General features: G+C 40.9%; 29 protein-coding genes and 2 pseudogenes. 3 read left to right on the top strand and 28 right to left on the bottom strand.

The genetic code is table 11. The features are described from left to right. Positions 1-5 precede the first annotated feature (5 nt). From ANME2D_RS07615 to ANME2D_RS07515, 22 genes and pseudogenes are all read right to left on the bottom strand, one after another. A complete protein-coding gene (locus tag ANME2D_RS07615) occupies positions 6-971 on the bottom strand; it encodes a GDP-L-fucose synthase family protein (RefSeq protein WP_277812916.1) in 966 nt (321 codons plus the stop codon). Between the two features lie 29 nt (positions 972-1,000). Further along, positions 1,001-2,146, bottom strand: a complete 1,146-nt coding sequence (locus tag ANME2D_RS07610; protein ID WP_048090240.1) for a glycosyltransferase family 4 protein — start codon at positions 2,144-2,146, stop codon at positions 1,001-1,003. Further along, entirely contained in the window at positions 2,143-2,661 is a 519-nt protein-coding gene (locus tag ANME2D_RS07605) for a methyltransferase domain-containing protein (RefSeq protein WP_157834010.1), read from the bottom strand. The genes ANME2D_RS07610 and ANME2D_RS07605 overlap by 4 nt, the downstream gene beginning before the upstream one ends. Before the next feature lie 325 nt (positions 2,662-2,986). Then, positions 2,987-3,916, bottom strand: a complete 930-nt coding sequence (locus tag ANME2D_RS07595; protein WP_048090235.1) for a hemolytic protein HlpA-like protein — start codon at positions 3,914-3,916, stop codon at positions 2,987-2,989. Positions 3,917-3,997: 81 nt separating this feature from the next. Further along, positions 3,998-4,324: a type II toxin-antitoxin system VapC family toxin gene (locus ANME2D_RS07590; RefSeq protein ID WP_048090233.1), complete on the bottom strand. Its 327-nt coding sequence runs from the start codon at positions 4,322-4,324 to the stop codon at positions 3,998-4,000. Beyond that, positions 4,291-4,569, bottom strand: coding sequence for a hypothetical protein (locus tag ANME2D_RS07585; RefSeq protein ID WP_048090232.1), 279 nt, complete (start codon positions 4,567-4,569; stop codon positions 4,291-4,293). The genes ANME2D_RS07590 and ANME2D_RS07585 overlap by 34 nt, the downstream gene beginning before the upstream one ends. Positions 4,570-4,613: 44 nt before the next feature. Then, entirely contained in the window at positions 4,614-4,883 is a 270-nt protein-coding gene (locus ANME2D_RS07580; protein ID WP_048090227.1) for a hypothetical protein, read from the bottom strand. Between the two features lie 8 nt (positions 4,884-4,891). Further along, entirely contained in the window at positions 4,892-5,977 is a 1,086-nt protein-coding gene (locus ANME2D_RS07575) for a glycosyltransferase family 4 protein (protein WP_048090226.1), read from the bottom strand. Positions 5,978-6,004: 27 nt separating this feature from the next. After that, the gene (locus ANME2D_RS07570; RefSeq protein WP_048090224.1) at positions 6,005-6,964 is read right to left on the bottom strand and encodes a glycosyltransferase; all 960 of its coding nucleotides are present in this window, start codon (positions 6,962-6,964) and stop codon (positions 6,005-6,007) included. 3 nt (positions 6,965-6,967) lie between these two features. Next, positions 6,968-8,053 (bottom strand): non-hydrolyzing UDP-N-acetylglucosamine 2-epimerase, encoded by a 1,086-nt coding sequence (wecB, locus tag ANME2D_RS07565; RefSeq protein ID WP_048090222.1) that lies wholly within the window; start codon positions 8,051-8,053, stop codon positions 6,968-6,970. Beyond that, complete coding sequence (locus ANME2D_RS07560; protein WP_198527371.1) at positions 8,050-9,111, bottom strand: polysaccharide biosynthesis protein; 1,062 nt, start codon at positions 9,109-9,111, stop codon at positions 8,050-8,052. Before ANME2D_RS07560 ends, wecB begins: the two co-directional genes overlap by 4 nt. Further along, positions 9,108-10,001, bottom strand: a complete 894-nt coding sequence (locus ANME2D_RS07555; protein WP_048090220.1) for a dTDP-4-dehydrorhamnose reductase family protein — start codon at positions 9,999-10,001, stop codon at positions 9,108-9,110. The genes ANME2D_RS07560 and ANME2D_RS07555 overlap by 4 nt, the downstream gene beginning before the upstream one ends. Positions 10,002-10,009: 8 nt before the next feature. Further along, positions 10,010-11,230: a glycosyltransferase gene (locus tag ANME2D_RS07550; RefSeq protein ID WP_048090219.1), complete on the bottom strand. Its 1,221-nt coding sequence runs from the start codon at positions 11,228-11,230 to the stop codon at positions 10,010-10,012. 18 nt (positions 11,231-11,248) lie between these two features. After that, complete coding sequence (locus ANME2D_RS07545; RefSeq protein WP_048090217.1) at positions 11,249-12,139, bottom strand: FkbM family methyltransferase; 891 nt, start codon at positions 12,137-12,139, stop codon at positions 11,249-11,251. A 127-nt stretch (positions 12,140-12,266) separates the two neighbouring features. After that, positions 12,267-12,500, bottom strand: a complete 234-nt coding sequence (locus tag ANME2D_RS07540) for a YgiT-type zinc finger protein (RefSeq protein WP_048090215.1) — start codon at positions 12,498-12,500, stop codon at positions 12,267-12,269. Then, positions 12,475-13,920, bottom strand: coding sequence for a flippase (locus ANME2D_RS07535; protein ID WP_241763329.1), 1,446 nt, complete (start codon positions 13,918-13,920; stop codon positions 12,475-12,477). The genes ANME2D_RS07540 and ANME2D_RS07535 overlap by 26 nt, the downstream gene beginning before the upstream one ends. A 53-nt stretch (positions 13,921-13,973) precedes the next feature. Then, on the bottom strand, positions 13,974-14,336 hold the full coding sequence (locus ANME2D_RS07530; RefSeq protein ID WP_048090212.1) for a hypothetical protein: 363 nt from the start codon (positions 14,334-14,336) through the stop codon (positions 13,974-13,976). A 90-nt stretch (positions 14,337-14,426) separates the two neighbouring features. Further along, positions 14,427-14,669 carry a Rossmann-fold NAD(P)-binding domain-containing protein gene (locus ANME2D_RS18655; RefSeq protein ID WP_052368654.1) on the bottom strand — a complete coding sequence of 81 codons (243 nt, stop codon included), beginning with the start codon at positions 14,667-14,669 and terminating at the stop codon, positions 14,427-14,429. After that, positions 14,670-14,768, bottom strand: a pseudogene (locus ANME2D_RS19005) (NAD-dependent epimerase/dehydratase family protein); the annotation flags it as partial. A gap of 17 nt (positions 14,769-14,785) precedes the next feature. Then, positions 14,786-14,971, bottom strand: a complete 186-nt coding sequence (locus ANME2D_RS18405) for an NAD-dependent epimerase/dehydratase family protein (RefSeq protein ID WP_052368652.1) — start codon at positions 14,969-14,971, stop codon at positions 14,786-14,788. Positions 14,972-14,990: 19 nt separating this feature from the next. Next, the gene (gene gmd / locus ANME2D_RS07520) at positions 14,991-16,037 is read right to left on the bottom strand and encodes a GDP-mannose 4,6-dehydratase (protein ID WP_048090211.1); all 1,047 of its coding nucleotides are present in this window, start codon (positions 16,035-16,037) and stop codon (positions 14,991-14,993) included. 42 nt (positions 16,038-16,079) lie between these two features. Next, the gene (locus tag ANME2D_RS07515) at positions 16,080-16,997 is read right to left on the bottom strand and encodes an NAD-dependent epimerase/dehydratase family protein (RefSeq protein WP_048090209.1); all 918 of its coding nucleotides are present in this window, start codon (positions 16,995-16,997) and stop codon (positions 16,080-16,082) included. Between the two features lie 147 nt (positions 16,998-17,144). Between ANME2D_RS07515 and ANME2D_RS18650 the strand changes: the two are divergent. Together ANME2D_RS18650 and ANME2D_RS07505 are read left to right on the top strand one after the other, a co-directional pair. Continuing rightward, positions 17,145-17,578 (top strand): annotated as a pseudogene (locus tag ANME2D_RS18650) (transposase); the annotation flags it as partial. A 10-nt stretch (positions 17,579-17,588) separates the two neighbouring features. Beyond that, entirely contained in the window at positions 17,589-18,653 is a 1,065-nt protein-coding gene (locus tag ANME2D_RS07505; RefSeq protein ID WP_048090205.1) for a hypothetical protein, read from the top strand. Positions 18,654-18,831: 178 nt separating this feature from the next. Here the strand turns inward: ANME2D_RS07505 and ANME2D_RS07500 are convergent, their stop codons facing one another. Next, positions 18,832-19,599 carry an undecaprenyl-diphosphate phosphatase gene (locus ANME2D_RS07500; protein WP_048090200.1) on the bottom strand — a complete coding sequence of 256 codons (768 nt, stop codon included), beginning with the start codon at positions 19,597-19,599 and terminating at the stop codon, positions 18,832-18,834. 101 nt (positions 19,600-19,700) lie between these two features. Between ANME2D_RS07500 and ANME2D_RS07495 the strand changes: the two genes are divergently transcribed. Continuing rightward, the gene (locus ANME2D_RS07495) at positions 19,701-20,627 is read left to right on the top strand and encodes an ABC transporter substrate-binding protein (protein WP_048090198.1); all 927 of its coding nucleotides are present in this window, start codon (positions 19,701-19,703) and stop codon (positions 20,625-20,627) included. On the opposite strand, the gene ANME2D_RS07490 is transcribed toward ANME2D_RS07495, so the two are convergent. The 5 genes from ANME2D_RS07490 to ANME2D_RS07470 form a co-directional block, all read right to left on the bottom strand. Beyond that, entirely contained in the window at positions 20,622-20,813 is a 192-nt protein-coding gene (locus ANME2D_RS07490) for a hypothetical protein (RefSeq protein WP_048090196.1), read from the bottom strand. The genes ANME2D_RS07495 and ANME2D_RS07490 overlap by 6 nt on opposite strands. 72 nt (positions 20,814-20,885) lie before the next feature. Next, positions 20,886-21,296, bottom strand: a complete 411-nt coding sequence (locus ANME2D_RS07485; RefSeq protein WP_048090194.1) for a Zn-ribbon domain-containing OB-fold protein — start codon at positions 21,294-21,296, stop codon at positions 20,886-20,888. Positions 21,297-21,299: 3 nt separating this feature from the next. Next, positions 21,300-22,469, bottom strand: a complete 1,170-nt coding sequence (locus ANME2D_RS07480) for a thiolase domain-containing protein (protein WP_048090192.1) — start codon at positions 22,467-22,469, stop codon at positions 21,300-21,302. A 9-nt stretch (positions 22,470-22,478) separates the two neighbouring features. Continuing rightward, positions 22,479-23,519, bottom strand: coding sequence for a hydroxymethylglutaryl-CoA synthase (locus ANME2D_RS07475; protein WP_048090190.1), 1,041 nt, complete (start codon positions 23,517-23,519; stop codon positions 22,479-22,481). Between the two features lie 56 nt (positions 23,520-23,575). After that, entirely contained in the window at positions 23,576-24,361 is a 786-nt protein-coding gene (locus ANME2D_RS07470) for a helix-turn-helix domain-containing protein (protein ID WP_241763328.1), read from the bottom strand. Positions 24,362-24,469: the final 108 nt, after the last annotated feature.

The raw sequence follows: 24,469 nt of genomic DNA, 5'->3' as shown, positions 1-24,469 counted from the left end.
ATTCATCACTTATTAATTACATACCACTCATATGCCTGCTTAATTCCAGCTCTTAGCGATATCCTTGCTTCCCACCGTCCGTGCAGCCTGCTGACATCCAGCAGCTTCTGCGGCGTCCCGTCAGGCTTTGTGGAGTCGTACACGATCTCTCCACTGTATCCCACGAGCTCACCTATCAACTCAGCCAGTTCCCTGATCGTAACATCCTCTCCTACTCCGATATTGACAAACTCACCGATATCCGCTGCATCATAGTTCTCCATCAGGTACACGCACGCATCTGCCATATCATCCACATGCAGAAATTCCCGCCTGGGTGCTCCAGTGCCCCACACAACGACCTCTGGTGCATTGATCACCTTTGCCTCATGGAACTTGCGTATAAGTGCTGCCATGACATGCGATGTCTCAAGGTCGTAGTTGTCATTAGGTCCATAGAGGTTGGTTGGCATGACTGAGATGAAGTTCGTCCCATACTGCTGGTTGTAATGCTTGCACATTCGTATTCCCGCAATCTTTGCAATAGCATATGCCTCGTTTGTGACCTCAAGTTCGCCTGTGAGCAGGTATTCTTCTTTGAGCGGCTGCGGCGCAAGTCGGGGATATATGCATGATGAGCCGAGGAATAGCAGTTTTTTCACGCCATGGGAGTATGCGGCATGGATGACGTTGGCTTCTATCATGAGATTTTCATAGATGAAATCAGCCGGGTATTTGCTGTTTGCAAGGATTCCGCCGACCTTTGCTGCTGCCAGGAAAACATATTCAGGTCTTTCGGTTTCGAAGAAGTTGTTTACCGCCTGCTGGTTGGTGAGGTCGAGCTCGCTGTGAGTGCGGGTTATGATGTTGGTATAACCTTTTGATTCCAGTTTTCGTTTTAAAGCTGAGCCGGCCATGCCGCGGTGGCCTGCGATGTAGATTGGGGATTTGGGGTTCATTGTTTTATTTCCGTGTATCTCTTTATTATCCATAAATGATTTCGGGAGTTATGCTTATTTGATCAATGTTTTAAATCATATGCATACTCATAAACTTTAAATGTTTCATTAGCAGTTTTGGCCCAACTGAATTTTTTCTCTTGTTCTAAACCAAGATTAATCAATTTCTCACGCCTTGACTCATTGCTTTCTAACAATTCAATTACATTAATTAAACTATCTTTTGAATTGGGATCAAACAATAAAGCCGCTTTATTCACAACCTCCGGGATTGAGCTTGTGTTAGCGGCAATGACCGGACATCCCATTCCCATAGCTTCAAGCAATGGGATGCCAAATCCTTCATATAAAGATGGATATATGAAACAAAATGCATTTTTATATAACGATGCAAGCAGATGATCTGAACCGCTTAAATGAATTACTTTCCCGGAAAATCTTTTATTTTTAATGGTTTTTAATTCATTATGATTAAAATCTCCTCCACCAAAACAGACCAAATCAAAGCGATCTGAAAGCTTAGTCGAATATGTTTCAAGCAACATCGTAAAATTCTTGTAACTACGTTTTCGATCACCGACATATAATAAAAATGGTTTGGTTATTGAATATATTTTTTCAAAATCAGCACATTTCAGGTATTCATTAGATTTAGGCAGCGAGTTTGCATGATATATGACTTTTATTTTATCATCGGGTACGTCATATATGTTCATTAAATCTTTTTTTGTATTTTGAGAAATACATATTATTAGATTGGCTGTATCAATGGATTTTTTTTTTGCTTTAATTACAAACCTGCTATCTATAAACTGGTCGGGGTACAATTCATGAATCATATCATGCACTGTTAACACAATTGCTGATTTCTTATATTTGTCCAAATCGTTTCTGTAATATGTTGGATGGTATATATTAACATCCGACGAGCTCATATAATTATAAAATAAAATGTTATTTGGAATTGTAAATAATATATATGCTATATACTGTGCAGCGGGTTTTTTGTAATTCCATTTATGCCCCCAGTATGAGTCAAAATTTTGCTTGTGCTCTGATAGGTCATATTCGTTTATGTGAAAACCTTGGAATAGGTTTATGCCCACCTCTTCTTTTATTGAAAGCTTTGTTATGAGTTCGTAAAAATATCTTGATATTCCGCCATATCGCTGGAATTGAAATACGGTGTGGTCATAAAGTATTTTCATTTGAATAACCTCTTAATGACTCCTCTTACCTTCACTGCAAACTTTGTAGGAATTGATAAAATTTTAAGATTATTGCACATCTCTATATCTGATGCCTTGCAAAAGATGTGAAGAAATGTATCATCTAAAGATATCAATTTGTATCCGTTCATTTCACCAAGCAAAGTCAAACTTTTTTTTGACCACAAAGTGAAATGCCCTGAATCAGGATCTAAATAGAACCAATCCTCGATAGGTTCGTTAGCATTATCGGTTAATCTTGTTGTAAATATTACTAATTTGGGGTTATGAAAATCAGTTAAGATTTTATGAATGTCTTCAAATGCATTAGTGAAATGTTCAAAGACTTCTACCATCAATAGTACATCTGCATTGAAAGGTTTGTCACAGTAGTATGATTTTTCTAAGTATGTATTATTTTGATTGAATGGTTCATAAGCCAAAACATTGAATCCATTATTAATCAGAAATTTACTTAAATATCCATTCCCTGCGCCAAAATCGCAAATATGCATTTTTTTAAGACAAATAAATATATAAATATATTTAATATACGTAAGCAATATTTTTGCTCGCCCCCTCTACCTATAATCAACATTTATAAAATAATCAGCATTATATATGTTGAATAAAGTATATTTCGTCGATTCCGGAGCAATGATCATGCCGCATGATTCACATTGAACATACTCTACATCATAATCAAGTGCCTGGGAATGTTTATGATATTCCTTAAATGCTGTATAATTGCAGGCACATTTGTTTTTGTTTTCGAGCATCATACCTTTTATTCTAATAACATGTTATCTGCTTTAAAATTTAAATTCATCTATGAAAAGCCTATTGTACGCCCTCCAATTTATTAATAACTCTCTTAATAACTCGTAACATCAATGACTTAATACCAGAAAACATTTTATTTTCAACGAAGAAATCTGCATTTGAATCGCGTAATATGTAATCTGAATGTGAAATAGGAAAACTCATGGGTTCTATTTCCATATCAGCAAATTCATGTTTGACTTTTGTATGCACGGCGTTCATATCAAATCCAATATTTGAAACCAGGTTTACATCAGGTATAACGGTCAATGCGTTTTGTATCCAGCATGAAAAAGCCCACTGGTAATCCCAGGTATCTATCTTCCCTTTATACACATTTTCAAATCTATTTTTCCAATACCAGACGCTTATTTTAGCCCCAAGCAAGTCCTGCAACCATCCACCATCACGAATCTCAGGCCACAGTTTCATATCAACGTCATAATTCTTCCAGGCTCGACGCCAGGATGCCCAGCCCCATATATGAGGGTAACGAGAGAAGTAATAACTATACTTAGTCCTTTTTCTGCCAAACTGGAAATTATCCCCGCTGATCATGGCAATCCGCTTATCGTTCCTATATTTCTCCAGCAACTCCTCACAAAATCGGAAGAATGTCGGGTGCGGCAGGCAGTCATCCTCAAGAATAATTGCTTCTTCAACTGTATCGAATACCCAGTCCAGACCGCTTGACACCCGGCGTTTGCAGCCTAAATTTACATCCGAGTAATTGGTCAGCACCTCGCAGTCCCAATCAACATTGTCGATTATAGCACGAACAGCAGCGCATTTTTCTGCGTCCTCAGGATGATCCGCGCGCGGCCCGTCAGCGATAACCAGAAGCTTTCTTGGTCCGGCTTTCGCTATTTCTGCGAACACTCTTCTTGTGGTGTCAGGTCGGTTGAATATGATGAAAGCGACCGGGGTTTTTAGTTTGAAATTAGACATTTCTATATCTGTTTTTGTAATAATGATGAATATTGGGAGGTGTAGAATTTCATGCAGCGTTTTATTCTTCCATATTCATTATCAAACCACATCAACTTTGAAATCTTTAATAATATTTTTAATCATATGAAAATGCTTATCCTTTGTCACCAGCTTCAATTTATTGTTCAAAACAACCGCTGCAATTACTGAATCAACAGCAGGTATTGGTTTTCCAGTTATCAAAAGTTCAGTAGAAATTTTTAAAGCAAGATAATAATCGGATTTAGATGGAAACAGAACTAGAAGATTGAACTCAATCGCTTTTGGGAACTCTATGAGGTTCAGTATGGTCGTATAGCCGTCGAGCGATTCCCTGCCCCTGTATGCGTCAATCAAAAAGTTTGTATCGAAGAGACTCTTTTCCACTCTGCAGCCCTCATTTTTTCATACCCTTTTTCAGCTTTCTCAAAACTCAGCTCGTTCAGTTTTTTTCTAAAATCATCACCAAGCTCTTCGAGCAATTCCTTAGTCGTCATCTCAGCGCCTTTTTCTTCAAGCTTTCCTATAAACTCAGTAATAGCTCTTCTCACGACCTCACTCCATCTTATTTCCTTATGCATTTTCATTTTATGATGTACTTCATTCGGTATTGAAAGTGTTATATTTGTCATACTCTTATATATGTGAAATCACGTATTTAAGGTTTCTTCATACATTAACATTCGGGAAGGATTGATTCAAATGTTGCAGAAATTGAATTTGAATAATTTTTCAGCACCTCGCAGTCCCAATCCACACCATCTATGATAGCACGGACAGCAGCGCATTTTTCTGCGTCCTCAGGATGATCCGCGCGCGGGCCGTCAGCGATAATCAGAAGCTTTCTTGGTCTGGCTTTCGCTATTTCTGCGAACACTCTTCTGGTGGTGTCAGGGCGGTTGAATACGATGAACGCGACCGTGGTTTTTAGTTGGAAATCGGACATTTCGATACCTATTTTTGTAATACTGATGTGTATAGGCTGATCATTTTTTTCTCTTGGACTTCTTCGGAAAAAAGTATTTCTGCCCGCAATTTTCCGCACTGTCCCATTTTTTCCCTAAGTTTATCATCATCCAGCAATTTAATAATTCGTGAAACAAAACATTCCACATCATTAGGTGGACATGTAAAGCCAGTTTCACCATTTACAACTGATTCAGGCAGGCCACCAGCATCGGATGTTACGCAAGGTAATCCGTGCGCCATAGCCTCTACAACTGAGATGCCGTGACTTTCGAGTAAACTTGGCTGAAAATATAATATGGCATCTGCATAATAGTTTTCTATCTGGTTGCTGAAACCGCACATAACAATTCGGCTTTCCATGCCAAGTTCATGAATTTTTAACTTAAAGGATCTCAGCAATTCACCATCACCGACCCATAAGAAACGGACATCCTGTTTTTTATCAATGACTTTTTTTGCGACACTTAACCAACATTCGGGATCTTTATACCATTCCACATGTCCAACGGTAAGAATATGTGCGTTTTTATTGTTTATATAAGTTTTTATTGGCTGGAAGCTATTATATATGACTTCAATATGCTTAAGTGGTACCCCCATAAAGCGATTTATATTTTCCTTTGAAAATTGAGAAACGGTTACAAAACGATTTTGGTACCTGCTTGCCATTCTGCACATAAAACGTATTGGAAGAAGCATTTTTTTTCTCGGATATGAATGCATCACAAATATTACGGGCACTGGAAAGAACAAAACACTGAGCATTGTCCCTGGTGAACCATTTGATACAACTATAATATCAGGGCGATACGAGACAAAAGCTTTCCAACAAAAAAACAAATCAAATATCGGTGAAAATAAAGGATGTAAGAATAATTTGAATCTATTTGAGGATGTATACACTTTTGCGCCGGAATCCTTAAAAAGGGCCATTGTTTCGGGAATCTGTTGATTTTTCTGAATCAATACTGCTGTTTCAATATTATTTTTATTATGTATATATAATAACCTTTTTAGAAAGGTGAGCGTCCCGCCAAAGGTACCATATTCTGGGATTATAAGAATTTTCATATATATATATTAATTTTATATCTATTGTTAACTCTTATTTATTTTTATTAATTTAAGTTTCCTCAAATAATAATAGCCAGTTATCTTAGGCTCACAAAAAATATAATAAATAACTAAATATATATTTTTTAATGATGATTTAACATCTGATTTAAATAAATATCTCAATGATTTTTTCAAAGTAAAATTGGCTGCTCCTATATAACCTTTAGTTTTCAATGCAATGGCAGACTTAATATAAAATAATCCAATCGCATCGTTTGTTAAACTTAATATTTCATTTATTGACAATTCATCTATAAACCAATGATAAAGGTCATCACATTCATTTAATACTATATTATTCAATGCAATAGTTCCTTGTTCATAATGGATACGAGATTTTAATAAAGTTTTCGATAGGTGTATAAATTGATATTTTTTTGCCAACCTAAACCATAGTTCATAATCCTGTGTAGTTTTTAAACTTTCATTGAATACTCCCACATTACTGAAACACGTTTTTGGAATTAAGGTAGTACAGCCATTAATAGGATAGCTTGTAATCAAAAAATAAACAAATTGTCGGGGCTCAATATTTTTAATTATTTCAGAGCGTATGTATTTTGATTCGGAATCTATATACTCATAATCAGTATACAATATAACATCGGTTCTATTTTTTTTAAAAAAGTTTACTTGTTCTTCAACCTTATTCGGATAATAAATATCATCGTGACTTAACCATGAAAAATAATCTCCTTTCATCATTCGAATACCAAAATTCAGAGCCGAAGCAACACCCCCATTATCTTGATAGAAATAACGGATTTTATCTCCATATGATTTTGCTATCATCTCTGTCTTTGATCCGTCATTAGATCCATCATTTATCACAATAATTTCTATATTCTTGTAAGTTTGTGCAAGAGCACTGTCGATCGCTTCACGCAGATATTTCGAGCCGTTATAGACTGGAATTATAATAGATACTTTGGGATAGAACACTAGCTACCTCCATTTATATCCTAGCACAATCTTAACTACTGTATTACTCACATCTCTCTCAAGGTATTCATGTGGTGGCATCCAGTCACAAGTTTGATTCAGAACAGTCTTTACACAAGAAAGAATTGACCCAGGTTCAGCTCCACTGAGCATATTGCTACCCACTTCCACAGTTTCTGGTCGTTCCGTCGCATCCCTCAATGTAACAGCAGGAACTCTAAATATACAGCATTCTTCCTGCACAGTTCCACTATCGCTCAGAACACATTTGGCGTGTTTTTCAAGATTGATAAAGTCAAACAAACCAAATGGTTCAATTACCTGTACACCTTCTCCATCAAGAATCAGAGACCGTTTATCGAGCTGGGAACGGGTTCTTGGATGGAGGCTGCATATAACAGGAAGGTTGTATATCTCATGAAGTTTATGGAAGGCTTCGATAAATTTTATAAGACGCTCTTTTATATCCACGTTTTCTGCCCTGTGCAATGTTATCAGAAAATAATTGTTCGCTTCTACCCCGAGATTTTTCAACGCATTGCTTGCATCAATCTGTGAAGTGTAATAATCTAACACTTCTTTGATCGGATTTCCTGTCACATAGATGCGTTCACCCTGAATCCCTTCTCTGAGGAGATTAGCACGACTGCGTTCGGTGTAAGGTAAAAGAATATCACTGCTATGGTCTATGATTCTCCGATTTACTTCCTCTGGTACACGGTCATCATAGCAGCGATTACCCGCTTCCATATGATATACAGGTATTCCAGATCGTTTAGCTACAATAGCCGATAGTGCACTATTTGTATCACCAAGCACTAAAAGACGATCAGGTTTTTCTTGTTGTATGACTCGCTCACATTCAACTAAAATCTTGCCAATCTGCTCCATAGTGCTCTTTGATTTACATTCAAGAATATGATCTGGCAGGCGAAGATCGAGTTCTTCAAAAAAAAGCTCATTCAGTGTTCGATCATAATTCTGACCTGTATGCACAAGAACATGGTTACATAGGTGATCTAGTTTGGGGATTATACGACTCAGGCGAATTATTTCTGGCCGAGTGCCAAGAATTGTAAGGATTTTCATCTAAGCAACTCATCTTCATAAGTGAGATTATCTTCTACCATAAGCTTGTGACGAATAAACAAAGCTTTAACTTCTTCTTTTGTCATTAAATTGTCCGATGAACTGAATTCTTTTCCAATTGTAGATTTCTCCAGAGTATCCGCTTTCAACTCAGGCAGGATGGATAATATGGCATAATATGCACCCTTATCAATAGTACGATTTGCTTCCTCCTCTGAAACCAGAATCTCATGTATCTTTTCTCCTGGACGAATTCCAGTAATTATTTTCTTTATGGGACGATCACCGATCAATACATCAACAATATCCGTAACCTTAGCTGAGGGGACCTTGGGAACATATGTTTCCCCTGGCCTTGCATTACGCAGAGCAGCAAAAATAGTGTCTACAGCTTGATCAAGACTTAGCAGGAAACGGGTCATATCCTCTGTTGTAATTGTTACAGGACCTCCGCTTCTAATCTGATCATGGAATAACGGTATAACCGAGCCTCGAGATGCAAGAACATTACCATATCGAACGCAGATGAAACGGGTATCAGAGCAATCAAGGTTGGCGCGAATAAAAACACGCTCCTGAATAGCCTTTGTCATACCCATTACATTAACAGGTTTACATGCCTTGTCAGTAGAAATCCCAATAACAGTTTCAACGGGCAAATTATGCTCTCGAATGGCACGGATGATATTCTCAGGCCCGGCTATATTCGTGTGTACAGCCTCGAAAGGGAAATATTCGCATGTGGGAACCTGTTTGAGTGCAGCAGCATTGAATATCACGTCCGCATTACGTACAACAGCACTGACACTGTGAAAATCACGCACATCGCCAATGCGAAAAGTCAGAAGCTCTTGAAAATTGCGATAGATTACATCATCTGTCGCAGATTGGCGTTTTAAATATTCCAGGCGCATAAAGTGCTGTTTTGCCTCATCTCGTGAGAACACTACAATCTGTTTTGGTTTCCCCAACTCACCAGAGATAAGCCTTCGCACAAGTACTTTTCCGAGAGAGCCAGTTCCCCCAGTAATAAGAATACGTTTACCTTCAAGTATCAATTTTTCACATCCGCTTTTTTAATGTCATTATATGGTGATGAATCTTTTGCAAGTTCCTCAATCATTTTATCCCACGAGGGAGCAACATAACCTGTTTGTTTAGCAAATAATCGCCCATCCAGACTTCGATCGCATATAAACTGGTCATCCGGTTCAATCCGGACGTTCAACACCATTTTTTCATTGATATGGCAGAGCAAGTCATATTTGGAAATGGGAGACGAAGCAACATGCCAGACGCCCGACAGGTCAGGATGATTTACCAAAATTTTATTTACAATGTGGGACATCTCTATAGTAGTAAATCCTGTGTAAATTGCCTTTCTATAACCTTTCACCGTCCCGCCTGCCTGACTAAGAAACCACTCCAATAGACCGTGTCGTGTACCCAGCTCGCGTCCGATAATTGAACTTCGGATCGTGATACATCCCTTCCCTCCAACCTCGCCCAGAAATTTCGTTCTTCCATAGAGATCCTCGGCGTCAGCTATGTCTTTATGCGTGTACATGCCATTTTTGCCAGAAAATACACAGTCAGTGCTGAAATGGATCAACCGGATCCCTTGAGCCTGACAGACTGCTGCAAGTTGATGAGGGAAGAGCGCATTGATTGCAATACTTGGGATAGGGTCTTTTGCAGCATCAAGCTGCTTGATAATGCCTATGCAGTTAATGATCGCATCCGGGCGGACTGCATTAATTGCTTTCAAGATACTGTCAAAGTCTTCTGCCTGTACACTGGGTATTAAACGATCCGTAGGAAGTATCTGAGATATCCACTCTTCTTTGCGGATATTGCGGCAGGTTGCATACGTGTCAAAATGCTGGCTTAGCTTCTGGAAAAGCTTGTGTCCTAACATGCCATAGGCGCCGAGGATGAGGAGATTCATTAGTATCCTTATTCTCTGAGTTTAATCACTTCGCGATACAATTCCATGATTCTCTCCATAAATGTTTCAAGGTTATAATTTTTTCTAACCAGTTCTATAGCTGAATCACCTATTTCTTGACGAGCTTGAGAGTCTTCAATCAAACTCTCAATCGCATGCATCAAGCCCTCTACATCTCCCTGCGGAACTGCAATTCCACCTTTTGGCGCAAAGATTACTTCTGGTAAAGAAGTGTCATCAAAAACAATCACAGGCTTTCCACATGCCATGGCTTCTATCGCTGTCATTCCAAACGCTTCGGCAGTAGAAGGCATTAGGAAAATATCGCAAGCATTGTAAACGATGGGTAATTTATCAGCGGAAACCCACCCCATGTCAATTATTTGGTACTTATCTATGAATTCATCTAATAGCCCTCTCTCGTGGAGGGTTATTAGACAAATCGGTTGTCTTAATTTCAGTTTGTGCAAACAGTGCTTGATAAATGAAAGGCCTTTAAATTCATTAGATGTTGCTCTAAAAGCAAGAACGATACTGCCTGGTTTTACTCCCAATATGTGTTTTGCTTTTTCCTTATCCATTGGATGAAATACATTCAAATCTATCCCGAATGGAATATGATGCAAACGGAAATTAGAAAGTAACGGACTTTGCTTCGCCATATTTAGCATCCACTTGGAAGCAACAATAATGTCTATATCTGCATTCTTGTAAGCCCATTTCTTAATGTTCCACATCAAAGCGGTGTGGTCTTTTAGCATTGATATCGGCGTATTCAAGCGGGGACATTCTCCACAACCAGTTTTCCATTTCTCACATTTGTAAGGATGAATACAATGACCGGTCATTGCCCATGGGTCGTGCAACGTCCAAACAGAAGGTTTCAGACGCGACAATGTGGGCAGACTAGACAGGCTAAAAAATCCAGTATGAATTAAATGATAATGAATGATATCTGCAGAATGAAATCTTTTGTCAAATGGGAGTTGCCAGGAAAAGGGATACAGGACTGAATGAAGAGATAACTTTCTTTCAACCAAATTTATCGCGCGGTTTAACAACCCTCGACCCGGAAAGTCAGTCAAACGCCATGTATTTTTATAATTTGTCTCTTTAGTCCAGACGCAGAACTGTGACTCTATTCCTCGTTTGAGGAGTTGACGATGGAGGTCGGCACCATTAAATCTGCCACCGATCGTATCTATGTTCCCTACTTGCAACGTTTTCATAAGACTCGCTTTTAGTCTTCATTTTGTATTCGGCATGCAAAATGCGTTGAAATAAGTAGGTTCTTTTTCTAACTCATCTCGTTTAATTGGAACGAGGAGTTTTGAATCTGCATTATATAATTTGTAATCGTTCATAATAAAAAAATCATACATTTCTTTAAGGCTATAACCTGTACGCAGGGCAGAGACAGATCCAAATTCAACTATTATCAAAGGTTGATATTTTTTAATTAGGTTTTTCATTCCTCTCAAAGCTGGTAACTCATATCCTTCGATATCAATTTTAATAAAATCAATGTGGTCTAACTTTTTTTCAGAGACATAGGAATCTAGTGATAATGTTTTAACAGAGATACTTTCATTTGTTTTAACATATGATAGATGGCCTGTACCTCGATTTCCTTTCAATGAGTCAAAATTATATGCGTTTGCGACGCTTTCGGGGGAAATAAATTCCATTAGTCCATCAGATTCTGCAACTGCTATGAAATTCAATGTGACATTTTCCGATCTATTGAGCAAAATTGTTTTCTTTGTGATGTTAAAATTTTTGAGATCAATTTCAAAAGCATGAACTTCGCCTTTGTCGCCCACAATTTTAGAGAACAATGCAGAATAAAATCCATAAAATGTACCAATATCAAAAGCAACATCCCCTGGCTTTAAATGTGAGCGAACTATCTCACAAATCCGTTTTTCATAACCATTAAGATAATAATAATAAGCTCCTACATGATCCGAAGGATTTGTGAGCATTCTAACCTCCCCTTCATCTGGCAATGTAACTTCATAAAATTCTTTTGGAGACCACTTGCGAATATAATTCTGAACCAATTTTTCTTCATTTGGAATTGAAATTTTTTCGAGGAATATTCTGCAGATTTTAGTACACGTTTGATTCATTTTCATTTTTTTACACCTTTGGCAAAAATCTATTTAATTCGGGATGGAAAACTGTGCCCACCTCAAGCAGGCTGCCTACACGTCCAAGCATGGTGATTTTTCCTTCTTTGACCGCACCTGTGATTGCGGAAGATTATCCTATATGTTGAAAGTCTGCTACTTCTTTGTGTTCCAGCTTTCTTCTGATCTCTTCAAAGCTTATAACAATTTCCTGCGAATAGAGGCGTTCACCGCAGTGAAGACAGACATCTTCCCTGACCTTCAGGACGGCAGTATAGACATCTCCACGTAGAATTTTCTCAACCTCTTCATTCACAAGCTTTCCCCCCGCGCAAGGATAATCACAACCATGCGGGCCATGCCAGATTCATCTGCAGCATAATCCCCTTTAACTCTTCATAAATCTTTCTATCAAACTTCAACACCAGAACCCCATATACTACAGCACCCAGCACAACTGGAACCAGTGCCAGCCACACATTCGACAGCGGTACAAGTATCCGATATCCTCCAACAACCAACGACATAACAACAGCTGCTTTTAGAATATTCAACAAACTCCCGGACTCCACACTGACTGTTATCATCCTTGATAATACCCACATTGCCAGAACTGCATTTAATCCCATAGTAACAAGTGTGGCGATCGCTGCCCCTGCAATCCCGATCACAGGTATCAATGTAGCATTCAATACAATATTAGCCGTAACTGCCACCACAGTAATCTTAAACAGGTCTTTGAGGTGATTCATTGCAGTTAGATATGTAGTGAATAAATAGTAGAATATGTTTACAATTTGCACAAGAAACAATACCACCATTGTCGTATAACCCCGTCCAAATTCTGCGCCGTAGAAATAATACAGGAGTTTATCACCGAGTAAAAATCCACCCACAAACATTGGTATGACCAGAATAAGCGAATAAGTGAATGCTCGCGAGAGCGACCCTTCTATCAGTCCGGTATCACCAGTCTTTCCCCAGCGGCTAACCCTGGGATATAGTGTTGATTGAAGTGCGGCTGTTGTAAACATTGCCATTGATGTGAATTGCAGTACTATACGGTACACACCTACATCCGCATTACTAAGATAATAACCTATCATGACCGTATCTGCATTAGAATACACTATCATCCCGCTTGAAATAAAGAACACCCACAACGAAAATGTTGACAGGCTTTTAATATGCCCCCACCTAAAGCGCACAAAGCATAGATCAAAAAAACGTAGCTGCACTATGGAACCAACAAAAATGCCCACAACAAAGCCACCAGCAAGGCCTGCAACACCATAACCCATAAAAACTGCAACAACCTGAACAAAAATGCGCGAAATGTTGTTAATAAAGTTGCCTGTAGCATGTATCCCCATCTTGCCGCACCCTTGCATGCCGCCTGAAACAGCCCCATACAATAGTGACACAATCAGTGCCATTAAAAGCCAGATAAATGTTCCTGCATCATTGAGACCCGCAAAATAACTGCGAAATGCAATAAGTACAACTACAACCACTGTCACAAAAACAGAGCGCAGCACAACATATGCACTGAAATATGCATCCTGCTCTTCTCCTTCACTGATACGTTTGACCGCAGCCCCGCCAAAACCGCCGTCAGTCACCAGACCAATGATACTGAGATATGCAAGAAACAGGAAGTATACGCCCAGAACGCCTGCACCCACAGCGTGCGCGAAGTACATAGTACTTAAAAAACCAATGAAAGTAAGTGCAATCTGCCAGATGAGCGATACTATACTCTGCCGCCGAACAGGCTCTATGCTCATTATGCGAGTTAAAAAAGTATCAAACATATTTTAAATGTTGAAGAGCTTTCATATCACTTTTTTATATAATGTTTTATCCATACTCTTCCAAAAACATCCTTCAATATCTCCACATCATCCGAATAACCCTCATCGCCTTTTCTTTTTTTGATATATTCAAGATCTAACAATATTTTCTCCTTAGAGAGACCGAATTCATCAGCAAGCCTCAGGTACAGTTCATACAGCTTCTCAAGTGTCAGGTGAAAACCGGATACGACCTGCCATTGCACCAGGCCGCACTGCCTGCAGTAGGGAAAAGAGAACAGCTCTCCTTCAATATATACCTGGTGATAAAATTCCAGGTCATATGATCTACATTCTGTACATACTTTCTTACCCTGCTCTCTGATCCGGTTGATCAATATGCTTCTCATAGCTTCCACTATATTACCTCACATCCATATCATTGTCGTCGTCGGTCCCGTAGTTACTGCGTGGATAGAGGGTTCATTATTACAGTATAGTCATAAACTCAATCTATAGCCTTCTTTAACGTACCAGTCTATCGTTTCTTTTAATCCTTCTTCAAATTTATAATTTGCCCTGAACCCAAATTCTTTCTCAGCTTTTAAGGAATCAAGACATCTCCGCGGCTGGCCATCCGGCTTCGACCTGTCCCAGATGATCCTTCCTTCAAAGCCTGTCAGTTTTACTATTATATCTACAAGGTCTTTTATAGATATCTCAAACCCTGCCCCCAGGTTCACAGGGTCGCTTTTATTGTATTTCTCTGCTGCAATAACGACACCTGAGGCCGCATCCTCAACATAAAGGAACTCGCGTTTGGACCTCCCTGTGCCCCATATATCATTTTTTCTCTCCTCTATAGCATCGACACATTTTTTATCAATGAAGGGATTACATGGGAACAGCAGGGATCAAAATTATCACCTGGCCCATAGAGGTTCACAGGCAGCAGGAAGATTGAATTGAGGCCGTACTGCTGACAGTACGCCTGAGACTGCACCAGCATCATCTTCTTTGCAAGCCCGTAAAAGCAAATGTTCATTGATTCGCTCTTCTTGATATTAATCCGCACACCACCATCTATCCGGAAACTTCTTTTTGATTATCTCATCTCCCTCTCCGATGGGCTCTAAACCTGCGGCTCTCATATCCGCATCAACCATGATCTTAACCAGCTCCTCAAATTTAACTTTCGGTTTCCATTTTAATTTTTTTATTGCTTTGTCTGGATCAGCAACCAGTGCCTCAACTTCTGTCGGTCTATAATATCTTGGATCAATTTTAATAAATTCATCCTGATCAAGACCAGCGTAAGAAAAACTCTCATCTACAAATTCCCTGACCGAATGCGTCTCCCCGGTCCCTATTACAAAATCATCCGGCATTTTATTCTGCAGCATCTTCCACATAAACATAACATATTCTGGTGAATAACCCCAGTCTCTCCTGGCATCCAGGTTACCCAGGTATAGATTATCCTGTTTTTTTGAGATTATAGATGCAATAGCTCTTGTTATTTTTCTTGTCACAAATGTTTCACCTCTTCGCGGTGATTCATGATTGAACAATATCCCATTGCATGCAAAGATATCATAGCCCTCACGATAATTTACTGCCATCCAGTAGCTATATATCTTGGCAGCAGCATACGGACTGCGGGGACGAAAAGGGGTTGATTCATTCTGCGGAGGCGGTGAGGCTCCAAACATTTCACTGCTTGAGGCCTGGTAGAACTTTATATTATTCCCGCTCCTTCTTATCGCTTCCAGGATTCTGGTAGTACCGAGGGCAGTGATATTGCCAGTGTACTCCGGAACATCAAAGCTAACCCTCACATGGCTCTGTGCACCCAGATGGTACACTTCATCAGGTCTTATATTATAAATAACATTTGAGATCTGCTCGGAATCTGAGAGGTCGCCATAGTGTAAGAACAACCTTGCATCAGATTTATGGGGATCAACATAAATATGCTCGATTCTTGTTGTATTGAAAGTGCTCGCCCTTCTTATAATGCCGTGTACCTCATATCCTTTACTTAATAAAAATTCCGCCAGATATGATCCATCCTGGCCTGTTATTCCTGTTATTAGCGCTTTTTTCTCCATAACATATCACTAGAATTGACTAAATTTTACATCATACTTCTTTCATATTTTATTATAATTCGCACATAACCTCAGCCCCTGTTCTAATAAATATTCTGGTTTATATCCAAGGATTTCCTCAGCTTTCGTTATATCCCCATAGCTTTCCCTTATATCCCCTATCTGGGCAGATGCAAACTGAAGCTTCAGTTTTTTATCGGAGATCCTAATTATCACCTCAGCCAACTCCTTGATCCTGGTCGGTCTGCCTGTGCCTATATTAAATACCTCTCCTATCGCTCTCTTGTTTTCCATTGCTTTAAATACAGCTTCCACAACATCTTCAATATAAACAAAGTCTCTGGTCTGGTTCCCATCACCAAAGATCACCGGGCTCTGGTTATTTCTTGCCCTCTCAATAAACTTCGTGATCACACCTGAATATGGATTGTCTGGATTCTGGCGTGGACTGAATATGTTGAAAGGACGAAGGCAAACTACAGGAAGCCCATAAAGACTATAGTAGAGCATTGAGTATCTTTCGCCTGTGAGTTTACTTAATCCGTATGGCGAGAGCGGATCGGTTGGATGCTCTTCATTGATTGGCAGGTTCTCTGGCTTTCCATATACTGCTGCCGAACTTATATATATAAAACGTTCAATATTCTGCTTTCTGGCCGACTCAAGAATGTTTAGAGTTCCGCTTATATTATTATCTGCATCGTATATCGGATCATCTGTGGATCTTTTAACACTTATCTGTGCTGCTGTGTGGATTATCACATCCGCTTCACTTACAAGTTCATTAACTTCCCTCTGATCGCGTATATCACCTCTTATTATTTTAACATCAGATGATAATTCTATATTATTCAGGTTGTTAGAGAAATTATCCAGAACAGTAACTTCGTTGCTATCTGAAAGCCGCTCACATAAATATGAACCTACCTGTCCCAGTCCTCCTGTAATCAGTATATTCATTTATTTCACTCCATCTAAAATATCCTTGAAGTATTTTATTGTTTTGATACCCTAAATCTTATTCATTGGTCATCGGTTAAGAGTTTTCATGTAATCGCCCCTTTTGATTGATTTTTTATAGATGGATGAATCTTTAGTTATTCAATCGTAGGGGGGTTGAAGGGAAATGCTGATCCTCTCATCACAGGTGTATATAACACATGTCGGGGAAACAGCATCGACGTTGTAGGAAAACATCTCAGCGAAGTTCTGCCAAAACTTAAGAGGCAAATTACGGATATAACTCAAGATGTTCTGGGACCTGAAGATGTTGCGAAGCTATATGGTGCAAGATGGGAGATTGAACTGATTTTCAAGGAATTGAAAAGCCGATATGCTCTGGATGTTGTCAATACCAAGAACGCTCAGATTGTTGAAGCTTATATATAGATCGCTATTCTCACTCTTTTTATAAGCAGAAGAATATATTCATTGGTTCGGAAGTATAGTCAACTTTTGAGACTGTTATGAAGGTGTATGAGAGCCAAGCTCTTGATCCGCATGTGAACAGGTATCGATTCAGAGAGGAATGGTGGGCTTAACCGATGACGCATGCAGTTTAGTCTGAGTGATAGAGATGCAGGCGCTCGTCTCATTGTGATAAATAATCTCGACGATCTCATTCCAACACGCATTGACGACCCGACGAAGGATATCCACCAGTTCGTGGGGCAAAAGCTGAGGGTATCTGTTATTGGCAACCTTTCGGATCCGACCTATCGATTCGAGACTTTTACCACAGAGCAGGGGAAGCATCCCACGGTCAGTTACTATGATGGCAACTACTCACCGGAAGTGCTTAGTCCCTTTTATGGAACTGTCTATACCGTATTGTCCCTGAAGACCAACCCAAGTTTCCAGGTTATCACGCTCGGAGCACCGCGTTTAGGACGAGAACAGAAGATAATTGACTATATACCAACCGCACCCACTCATCCGAATACCCCGACCTCAATCAATCCATCGTTTTCTAAATGGATGTTTGGCGAAGGCAACCACGGTAATGATTACGGCGGGAATGACAGCAAGTGCGATACCTGCCACGGCAATCTGGATACAAAGCCATCAAAATTCTCTGAGATCACGATCAACAACGGTTTTTGCTTCAGGTGCCACTACGGTAAAGGCGGTTCTGAGAAAGGGTTCGTAGTAGATACAATCGGACTTGGGCTTCAAACACCGACAACCACTACAACAATGCCGGCGGGCAAAATTATCACCGCTGAAGATGATGGTAAGACCACTACACTTCAGATCAATGAAACCGTTCTAATCAAGTTGGAAGAGGGCTTCTATGACTGGAATATTACATTGGATAATCAGACCGTCCTCAATCAGGTCACAGGAGTGGCTATTAAGGGTGTTCAGGGCATATATCAGGCGCGCAGCCCTGGCCACGCTACATTGATTGCAGATGGTGAGCCGTACTGCCGTAAATCTCAGCCCGCATGCGGCGCAGCATCAATTGGGCTTATATTCAATGTGATTGTTTCAGGCGAACCCACACCAATCCCCACAGAGATGCTTACACCCATAGCAACACCCCAAATGCCTGAATTTGAAGCACTTTTTGCAATTTCAGCATTGCTGGTAGCGATGCTGGTCAGAAAAAGGTAAAATCAAAGGATTTGGGTAGACATGGTAAAGAGATACGAACCTATAGCTCTGCTGCTGGCTCTTCTAACGCTGCTTTTTAAGCGGATTTTTGGTAACAGGAGGAGTTGAAATGATGAACATACCCGAAACTCTCCTGTAATCTTAACACCATTTATTTTTGCTTCTCAAAAGCACAGGTTCATGTCAGGAATATGAATGCGAGTGCCCCAAAGAGCAGGCAGTAATAGGCAAACGGGCGCATCCCTTTCTCTTTCACGTATCTTAAAAAGAACCCGATAGTGAAATAACCGACTATTGCCGAGACAAGCGGTGCGACAAAAATCATTCCATTATCCATTCCGACAAAGGAAGCATCCTTTGCCTCAAAAATCGTTGCTCCGAAGATTGCAGGTATTGAGAGCAGGAAAGAGAATTTTGCAGCACTCTCCCTTCTTACTCCAAGCAGCAGGGCAGCGCCAATTGTCGCACCGCTTCTTGAGATTCCGGGGGCCACAGCGATTCCCTGAGCCAGGCCGATCAATAATGCGCTCGGTATCGAAACGGTCATATGCCCTTTTTTTATCTCGCAGATGAGGAGGAAAATGCCTGTTATAACCAGTGCTGTGCCAATAGCTCTGGAATCCAGGAACATTGATTCAAAGAAATCCCGGAATGCAAATCCTACGACTGCTGTCGGAATGCTTGCAGCAATTACAAGAGCAGCAAGTCTGAAATTTTCATCACCCATATCGGCTTTTACCAGTGCCCTGAACATATCGAGGATCTCATTGCGCATGAAGACCATGACTGCGGCAATAGTACCGACGTGTAGAAAAATATCGAAAAGTATGGGCGGCTGAACAGCCAGAATCTGTTGTGTCAGAGCCAGATGCGCAGAACTTGAGATAGGAAGCCATTCTGTAATCCCCTGAATAATAGCGAGCAAAATGATATAAACGATTTCCATAAAACCCCATACTATGATATAGCTTATCTCTTTAGTATCTTTCTCTTAAGTTGAGGAAGGCAAAATAAATATATAGCCTGTTATTAGTAAAAAGATTAATAATGCTTAACCCTGACCCCATCAACATCGGCCATCTATCCACTGCCTATCATACCTCCTTTATTCTAATGGGCACGGACTGGCTGGATAAAGCAGGCATACATGCAAACTGGAAACTCTTTGCTTCTGGTCCTGATATCGTAAAGGCTTTTGAGAGTGAGGAGATAGATATCGGGTATATCGGCCTTCCTCCAGCCATTATCGGTATCGACCGCGGAGTTCAGATTATATGCATAGCAGGAGGCCATGTTGAAGGAACGGTACTGATAGCCCGGAGGGAGTACAGGACACTTGATGACCTGATGGATCTCAATGCCGTACTGTTGCAGTTCGAAGGAAAGGTTATCGGCTCTCCCCCAAGAGGCTCAATTCACGATGTCATCATTAATAATGCGTTAGAGGAAGCGAAGTTCAAAATTAAGGTGAGGAACTTTGCATGGACTGACTTTGTTCTTGAGGCGCTGGTGGATGGCGAGATCGACGCAGCAGTCGGGACGCCATCTCTTGCTGTTGCAGCAGCGCGCGCCTGCAGTGCAAAGATAATTGTTCCACCATACAGGCTCTGGCCCAACAACCCGAGCTACGGGATAGTTATCAGGAAGGAATTGATGCAATATCCTGATGTAATCCCGGGTTTCTTAAATATGCATGAGCAAGCCAGTAATTTTATTCGGACAAAACCTGAAGATGCGGCAGGGATAGTCTCAAAACTGACAGGAATCGTGGATGAGGACTTTATTCTGGATGCCTACAGGGTTTCACCAAAATACTGTGCTGCACTGTCCTCTGATTTTGTTGGCTCCACCATGTCTTTTGTGCCTGTGCTTCACAGGCTAAAATATATCTCAAGGAACTTATCCGAGAGCGAGATATTTGAGCACGGTTTTATTGAGAAAGTCCACAAAGAACTGCCGCATTACAATCTATGATTTTTTTGGCTCGATATTGCTCTGGATCAGTTTAATAGCAATAGCCAGGGCTTTCCTTTCAAGTGATGTGATATCTTTTTTCTCGGCAAGGTTTCGCAGCAGCACCACAGTTGAACTGTAGTCCTGACTGCTGGATTCCATTATAACGAATGGTTCGCATACCTGAATATCCTGCATGTATTCCATGATCTTATGCCTCCTTTGTAGCAATGAAGGAATCTTCTGAATATATACTTGATGTGAGTGGGGTGAAACTAATCAAAACTCTTTAGATGGGTTAATCAGGGGAACAAATTTTGTGCCGTAGTATATCATTCCCCTCTCGCTTTCTTCACCTAATCTTCTGAATGTAGATTTCACCCTCATGCCTATATGGATATCCTTATGGCTGCATATTACCTGTGAAGTAAGATTGGGGCCTTCATCCAGTTTAATTATGGCAAGTATATATGGCGTTTGCTTTGCATAATCCTTTGTAGAGCTGTGCATAACCGTATAAGTCAGCACCTCTCCAAATCCTTTGAATTTAAACGGAACCATTAAACCGCTCCTCCTGCATTTCGGGCACATATTCCTGGGCGGATAATAGTATTCATTGCATTTCTCGCATCGTGTACCTATGAGATTGTACAGATTTTTAAGCCTTCTCCAGAATCTTGGAACTGACATTTTTTATTTCTCCCTTGAGAATATATGGACAACAGCAGTGCCGCCTGAGCCTCCAACATTGTGGGTAAGGCCGATCTCTGCACCATCTATCTGGCGTCTTCCTGCCTCACCGCGAAGCTGCAGCGCTACTTCAACAGCCTGCTTTACTCCTGTCGCACCGACAGGATGGCCGCATGCTTTTAATCCACCTGATGGGTTTATGGGTATCTTTCCTCCTATGGCAGTCATGCCTGACAGAGAGGCTGGCCCGCCTTCTCCCTTCCTCACAAAGCCAAGGTCTTCAATAGCGCATATCTCAGCGATAGTGAAACAATCATGCACTTCGGCAAAATCGATGTCCCCTGGTGTAACCTTTGCCATCCTGTATGCCCTGCTCGCTGCAGCCACAGTCGCATCAAGTGTGGTTATATCCAGCCTGTCGTGAAGAGCAAGTGTTCCGCTTGCCTGCGCTGACGCCTTTACGTATATAGGCGTATCCGTATATTTTCGCGCAATCTCGGCAGGTGCGATAACCACGGCAGAGGCACCATCTGTAATGGGCGAGCAGTCATAGATATGGAGAGGATCTGCCACCATGATCGAATTCAGAACTGTTTCTATCGATATCTCATTCTGGAACTGTGCTTTTGGATTCATTGTTCCATTATGGTGGTTCTTAACTGCGACGCAAGCAAGCTGCTCCTGAGTTGTGGCGTATTTATGCATGTGAAGCCTGGCAATCATTGCATAAAGGCCCGGGAACGTGGCCCCCATTACACCTTCCCATTCTCTATCGGCTGCGGCTGCCAGAGCGTCTGTTGTTATTTGAACATCAACATCAGTCATTTTCTCAGCTCCGCCTGCTATTACGATATCATGATAACCTGATGCAACGGCAACAATTCCCTGCCGCAGTGCCAGTCCGCCTGAGGCGCAGGCCGCCTCAACACGCGTTGAGGGTATATTAAGACTTGCTAACCCGGCATAATCGGCAATCAGAGCGCCAAGATGCTCCTGTTCTATAAAGCGCCCACCGCTCATGTTTCCGACATAAAGCGCATCGATCTCTCCTCCCTGGATATTTGCATCCTCGATCGCACTTATCCCTGCCTCAACAAAAAGTTCCCTGAATGATCTATCCCATAATTCGCCAAATTCCGTGCATCCCACACCTACGATCGCAACATCCCTCATGATATCACCTCATAACTTAATCTTACCTTTATGCTTCGCATAGGTTGCGTAATTGATATATATAGGGTTAGCCAGCAGTTCTTCAACACTGGGCGCACCATTGCGGATTTCATCTATTCTATCGGTCACACGTATACTGAAAGCATCACTTCCTGCACCAGAACCAAAAGCTGTCACGAATATCCTGTCTCCGGGTCTGGCAATATCAAGAGTTGCGGCTAATCCCATCATGCACGAGCCTGAATATGTATTCCCGAGACGAGAGACCACAAGACCGGGTTTGATCTGTTCAGTTGAGAAACCAAGCATCTTTGCAGCCCGGACAGGAAATTTACCGTTTGGCTGATGGAATATTGCATATTTATAATCAGAAGGTTTTGTACCCATTCTATCCATAAGTCCAGATGCTGCAGAGGTCACATGCTTAAAATAACCCGGCTCACCTGTAAATCGTCCGCCGTGTTCAGGATAGGGCATTCCTTCCCTTCTCCAGAAATCAGGCGTGTCTGTAGTGAACGAATATGTTGATTCTATCTTTGCTACAGTTTTTTCTTTTCCTATGATGAATGCAACCCCGCCTGCTGCGGCTGTGTACTCAAGGGCATCACCAGGTGCCCCCTGCGAGACATCTGAACCTATTGCCAGTCCAAGATCGATCATGCCGGATTCAGCCAATCCGATACATGCCTGGACAGCAGCAGTCCCTGCCTTGCAGGCAAACTCAAAATCAGCAGCCGTGAGATTCGGGGTGGCCCCGATAGCTTCAGCCACAACTGTACTTGTGGGCTTGACAGCGTAGGGGTGGCTCTCTGAGCCTGTGAATACAGCCTCGATCCGCTCAGGATTCACGCCGCCACGATTTATTGCATTGCGTGCAGCCTCTACTGCTATTGTAATAGTATCCTCATCCATATCGGGCACAGATTTTTCATAAATCATCAGCCCATCAATAATACTACTTGCATTATCGCCCCATACCTTGGCTATCTCTTCAATTTTGATTCTATAGCAGGGGATATATGCACCGTATGAAACAATTCCAACATTCATTTTTAACCTCTATTATTTTTAACCTCTGTTTTAATTTAGGGATATCTTAAAAAATATTAATGTCTTATATCGTGTGACTGTAGTTCGCTAACTATATCGGCTATAGGCATAACAGAAGTAATGAGCGGCATGTGCTCTATCTCAGCGATTTTAGCTGCTATCGGGTCTATACTGGATGCTGGAAGCCCATGAAGCACGATTAAAGCTGGTTTTAAGTTGGTCACTCTGAGCGCTACCATAGGAGATCGACCTGTTGAGACACGGGTGAATATCATGGCTCTCTCAGAACTCCATCCATACAATTTCTGGAATTCATTATAAGAGAGCTGGAGAATAGCTTTTAGACTATCGATTACAGTATAGCCATATAATGGTTTTATGTATTCACTGCCCGGGCTGTATACCACTTCTCCTTTGATCAGTTTTGTTATCTCTTCAACTGAAATAGGCGAGAGATACTCATGGATATCATAGATGGCATCGGCACTGAAATCCCCCCGCAGTATATCCTCATATGAGCGGATCTTTACTCCCCCCCGCGCGATATCCATATCCAGGATGGCATCCACGATCTTACTCACAATGAAAATCCCGGGAGATTTTCTCCTGCCGCTCTCATAGTCACTGATCACAGATGGTGAGACTTTCAGATAAGCAGCAAGATCGGACTGGGATATTTCAAAAAGTGAGCGCCATTTTTTTAATGTCTCTCCAGGATTATCAGAAAGCGTTACTTCTCCTGCCATTTTCTCAGCAAGTTTATGCCGGAGATCTTTATAAGCAACATTCATACCAGGAGCAGGCGGAACATATATTGGAGCTACAGCTGCATTTTCGGTCATGTTAATGGTTGGATAATGGTGTAGATGCATATAAAACTAACGAAAGATACATCGTCAAACAACGAAGTGTATATATGAAGAATACACCTGTTGAGTCCATAAATTGAT

Origin of the sequence: Candidatus Methanoperedens nitratireducens, from assembly GCF_000685155.1 — an archaeon.
In the GTDB taxonomy this organism is placed as follows: domain Archaea; phylum Halobacteriota; class Methanosarcinia; order Methanosarcinales; family Methanoperedenaceae; genus Methanoperedens; species Methanoperedens nitratireducens.
Note: the sequence above shows the minus strand (reverse complement) of the source record. Positions and strands in the feature narration are given on the sequence as shown.

Bases quoted from the DNA above. Each gene is read 5' to 3' on its own strand.
- ANME2D_RS07615 (WP_277812916.1), bottom strand. From the start codon at position 971: ATGGATAATAAAGAGATACACGGAAATAAAACAATGAACCCCAAATCC.
- ANME2D_RS07610 (WP_048090240.1), bottom strand. From the start codon at position 2,146: ATGAAAATACTTTATGACCACACCGTATTTCAATTCCAGCGATATGGC.
- ANME2D_RS07605 (WP_157834010.1), bottom strand. From the start codon at position 2,661: ATGCATATTTGCGATTTTGGCGCAGGGAATGGATATTTAAGTAAATTT.
- ANME2D_RS07595 (WP_048090235.1), bottom strand. From the start codon at position 3,916: ATGTCTAATTTCAAACTAAAAACCCCGGTCGCTTTCATCATATTCAAC.
- ANME2D_RS07585 (WP_048090232.1), bottom strand. From the start codon at position 4,569: ATGACAAATATAACACTTTCAATACCGAATGAAGTACATCATAAAATG.
- ANME2D_RS07580 (WP_048090227.1), bottom strand. From the start codon at position 4,883: ATGTCCGATTTCCAACTAAAAACCACGGTCGCGTTCATCGTATTCAAC.
- ANME2D_RS07575 (WP_048090226.1), bottom strand. From the start codon at position 5,977: ATGAAAATTCTTATAATCCCAGAATATGGTACCTTTGGCGGGACGCTC.
- wecB (WP_048090222.1), bottom strand. From the start codon at position 8,053: ATGAAAATCCTTACAATTCTTGGCACTCGGCCAGAAATAATTCGCCTG.
- ANME2D_RS07555 (WP_048090220.1), bottom strand. From the start codon at position 10,001: ATGAATCTCCTCATCCTCGGCGCCTATGGCATGTTAGGACACAAGCTT.
- ANME2D_RS07550 (WP_048090219.1), bottom strand. From the start codon at position 11,230: ATGAAAACGTTGCAAGTAGGGAACATAGATACGATCGGTGGCAGATTT.
- ANME2D_RS07545 (WP_048090217.1), bottom strand. From the start codon at position 12,139: ATGAAAATGAATCAAACGTGTACTAAAATCTGCAGAATATTCCTCGAA.
- ANME2D_RS07535 (WP_241763329.1), bottom strand. From the start codon at position 13,920: ATGAGCATAGAGCCTGTTCGGCGGCAGAGTATAGTATCGCTCATCTGG.
- ANME2D_RS07530 (WP_048090212.1), bottom strand. From the start codon at position 14,336: ATGAGAAGCATATTGATCAACCGGATCAGAGAGCAGGGTAAGAAAGTA.
- ANME2D_RS18405 (WP_052368652.1), bottom strand. From the start codon at position 14,971: ATGAACATTTGCTTTTACGGGCTTGCAAAGAAGATGATGCTGGTGCAG.
- gmd (WP_048090211.1), bottom strand. From the start codon at position 16,037: ATGGAGAAAAAAGCGCTAATAACAGGAATAACAGGCCAGGATGGATCA.
- ANME2D_RS07515 (WP_048090209.1), bottom strand. From the start codon at position 16,997: ATGAATATACTGATTACAGGAGGACTGGGACAGGTAGGTTCATATTTA.
- ANME2D_RS07505 (WP_048090205.1), top strand. From the start codon at position 17,589: ATGCAGTTTAGTCTGAGTGATAGAGATGCAGGCGCTCGTCTCATTGTG.
- ANME2D_RS07500 (WP_048090200.1), bottom strand. From the start codon at position 19,599: ATGGAAATCGTTTATATCATTTTGCTCGCTATTATTCAGGGGATTACA.
- ANME2D_RS07495 (WP_048090198.1), top strand. From the start codon at position 19,701: ATGCTTAACCCTGACCCCATCAACATCGGCCATCTATCCACTGCCTAT.
- ANME2D_RS07490 (WP_048090196.1), bottom strand. From the start codon at position 20,813: ATGGAATACATGCAGGATATTCAGGTATGCGAACCATTCGTTATAATG.
- ANME2D_RS07485 (WP_048090194.1), bottom strand. From the start codon at position 21,296: ATGTCAGTTCCAAGATTCTGGAGAAGGCTTAAAAATCTGTACAATCTC.
- ANME2D_RS07480 (WP_048090192.1), bottom strand. From the start codon at position 22,469: ATGAGGGATGTTGCGATCGTAGGTGTGGGATGCACGGAATTTGGCGAA.
- ANME2D_RS07475 (WP_048090190.1), bottom strand. From the start codon at position 23,519: ATGAATGTTGGAATTGTTTCATACGGTGCATATATCCCCTGCTATAGA.
- ANME2D_RS07470 (WP_241763328.1), bottom strand. From the start codon at position 24,361: ATGACCGAAAATGCAGCTGTAGCTCCAATATATGTTCCGCCTGCTCCT.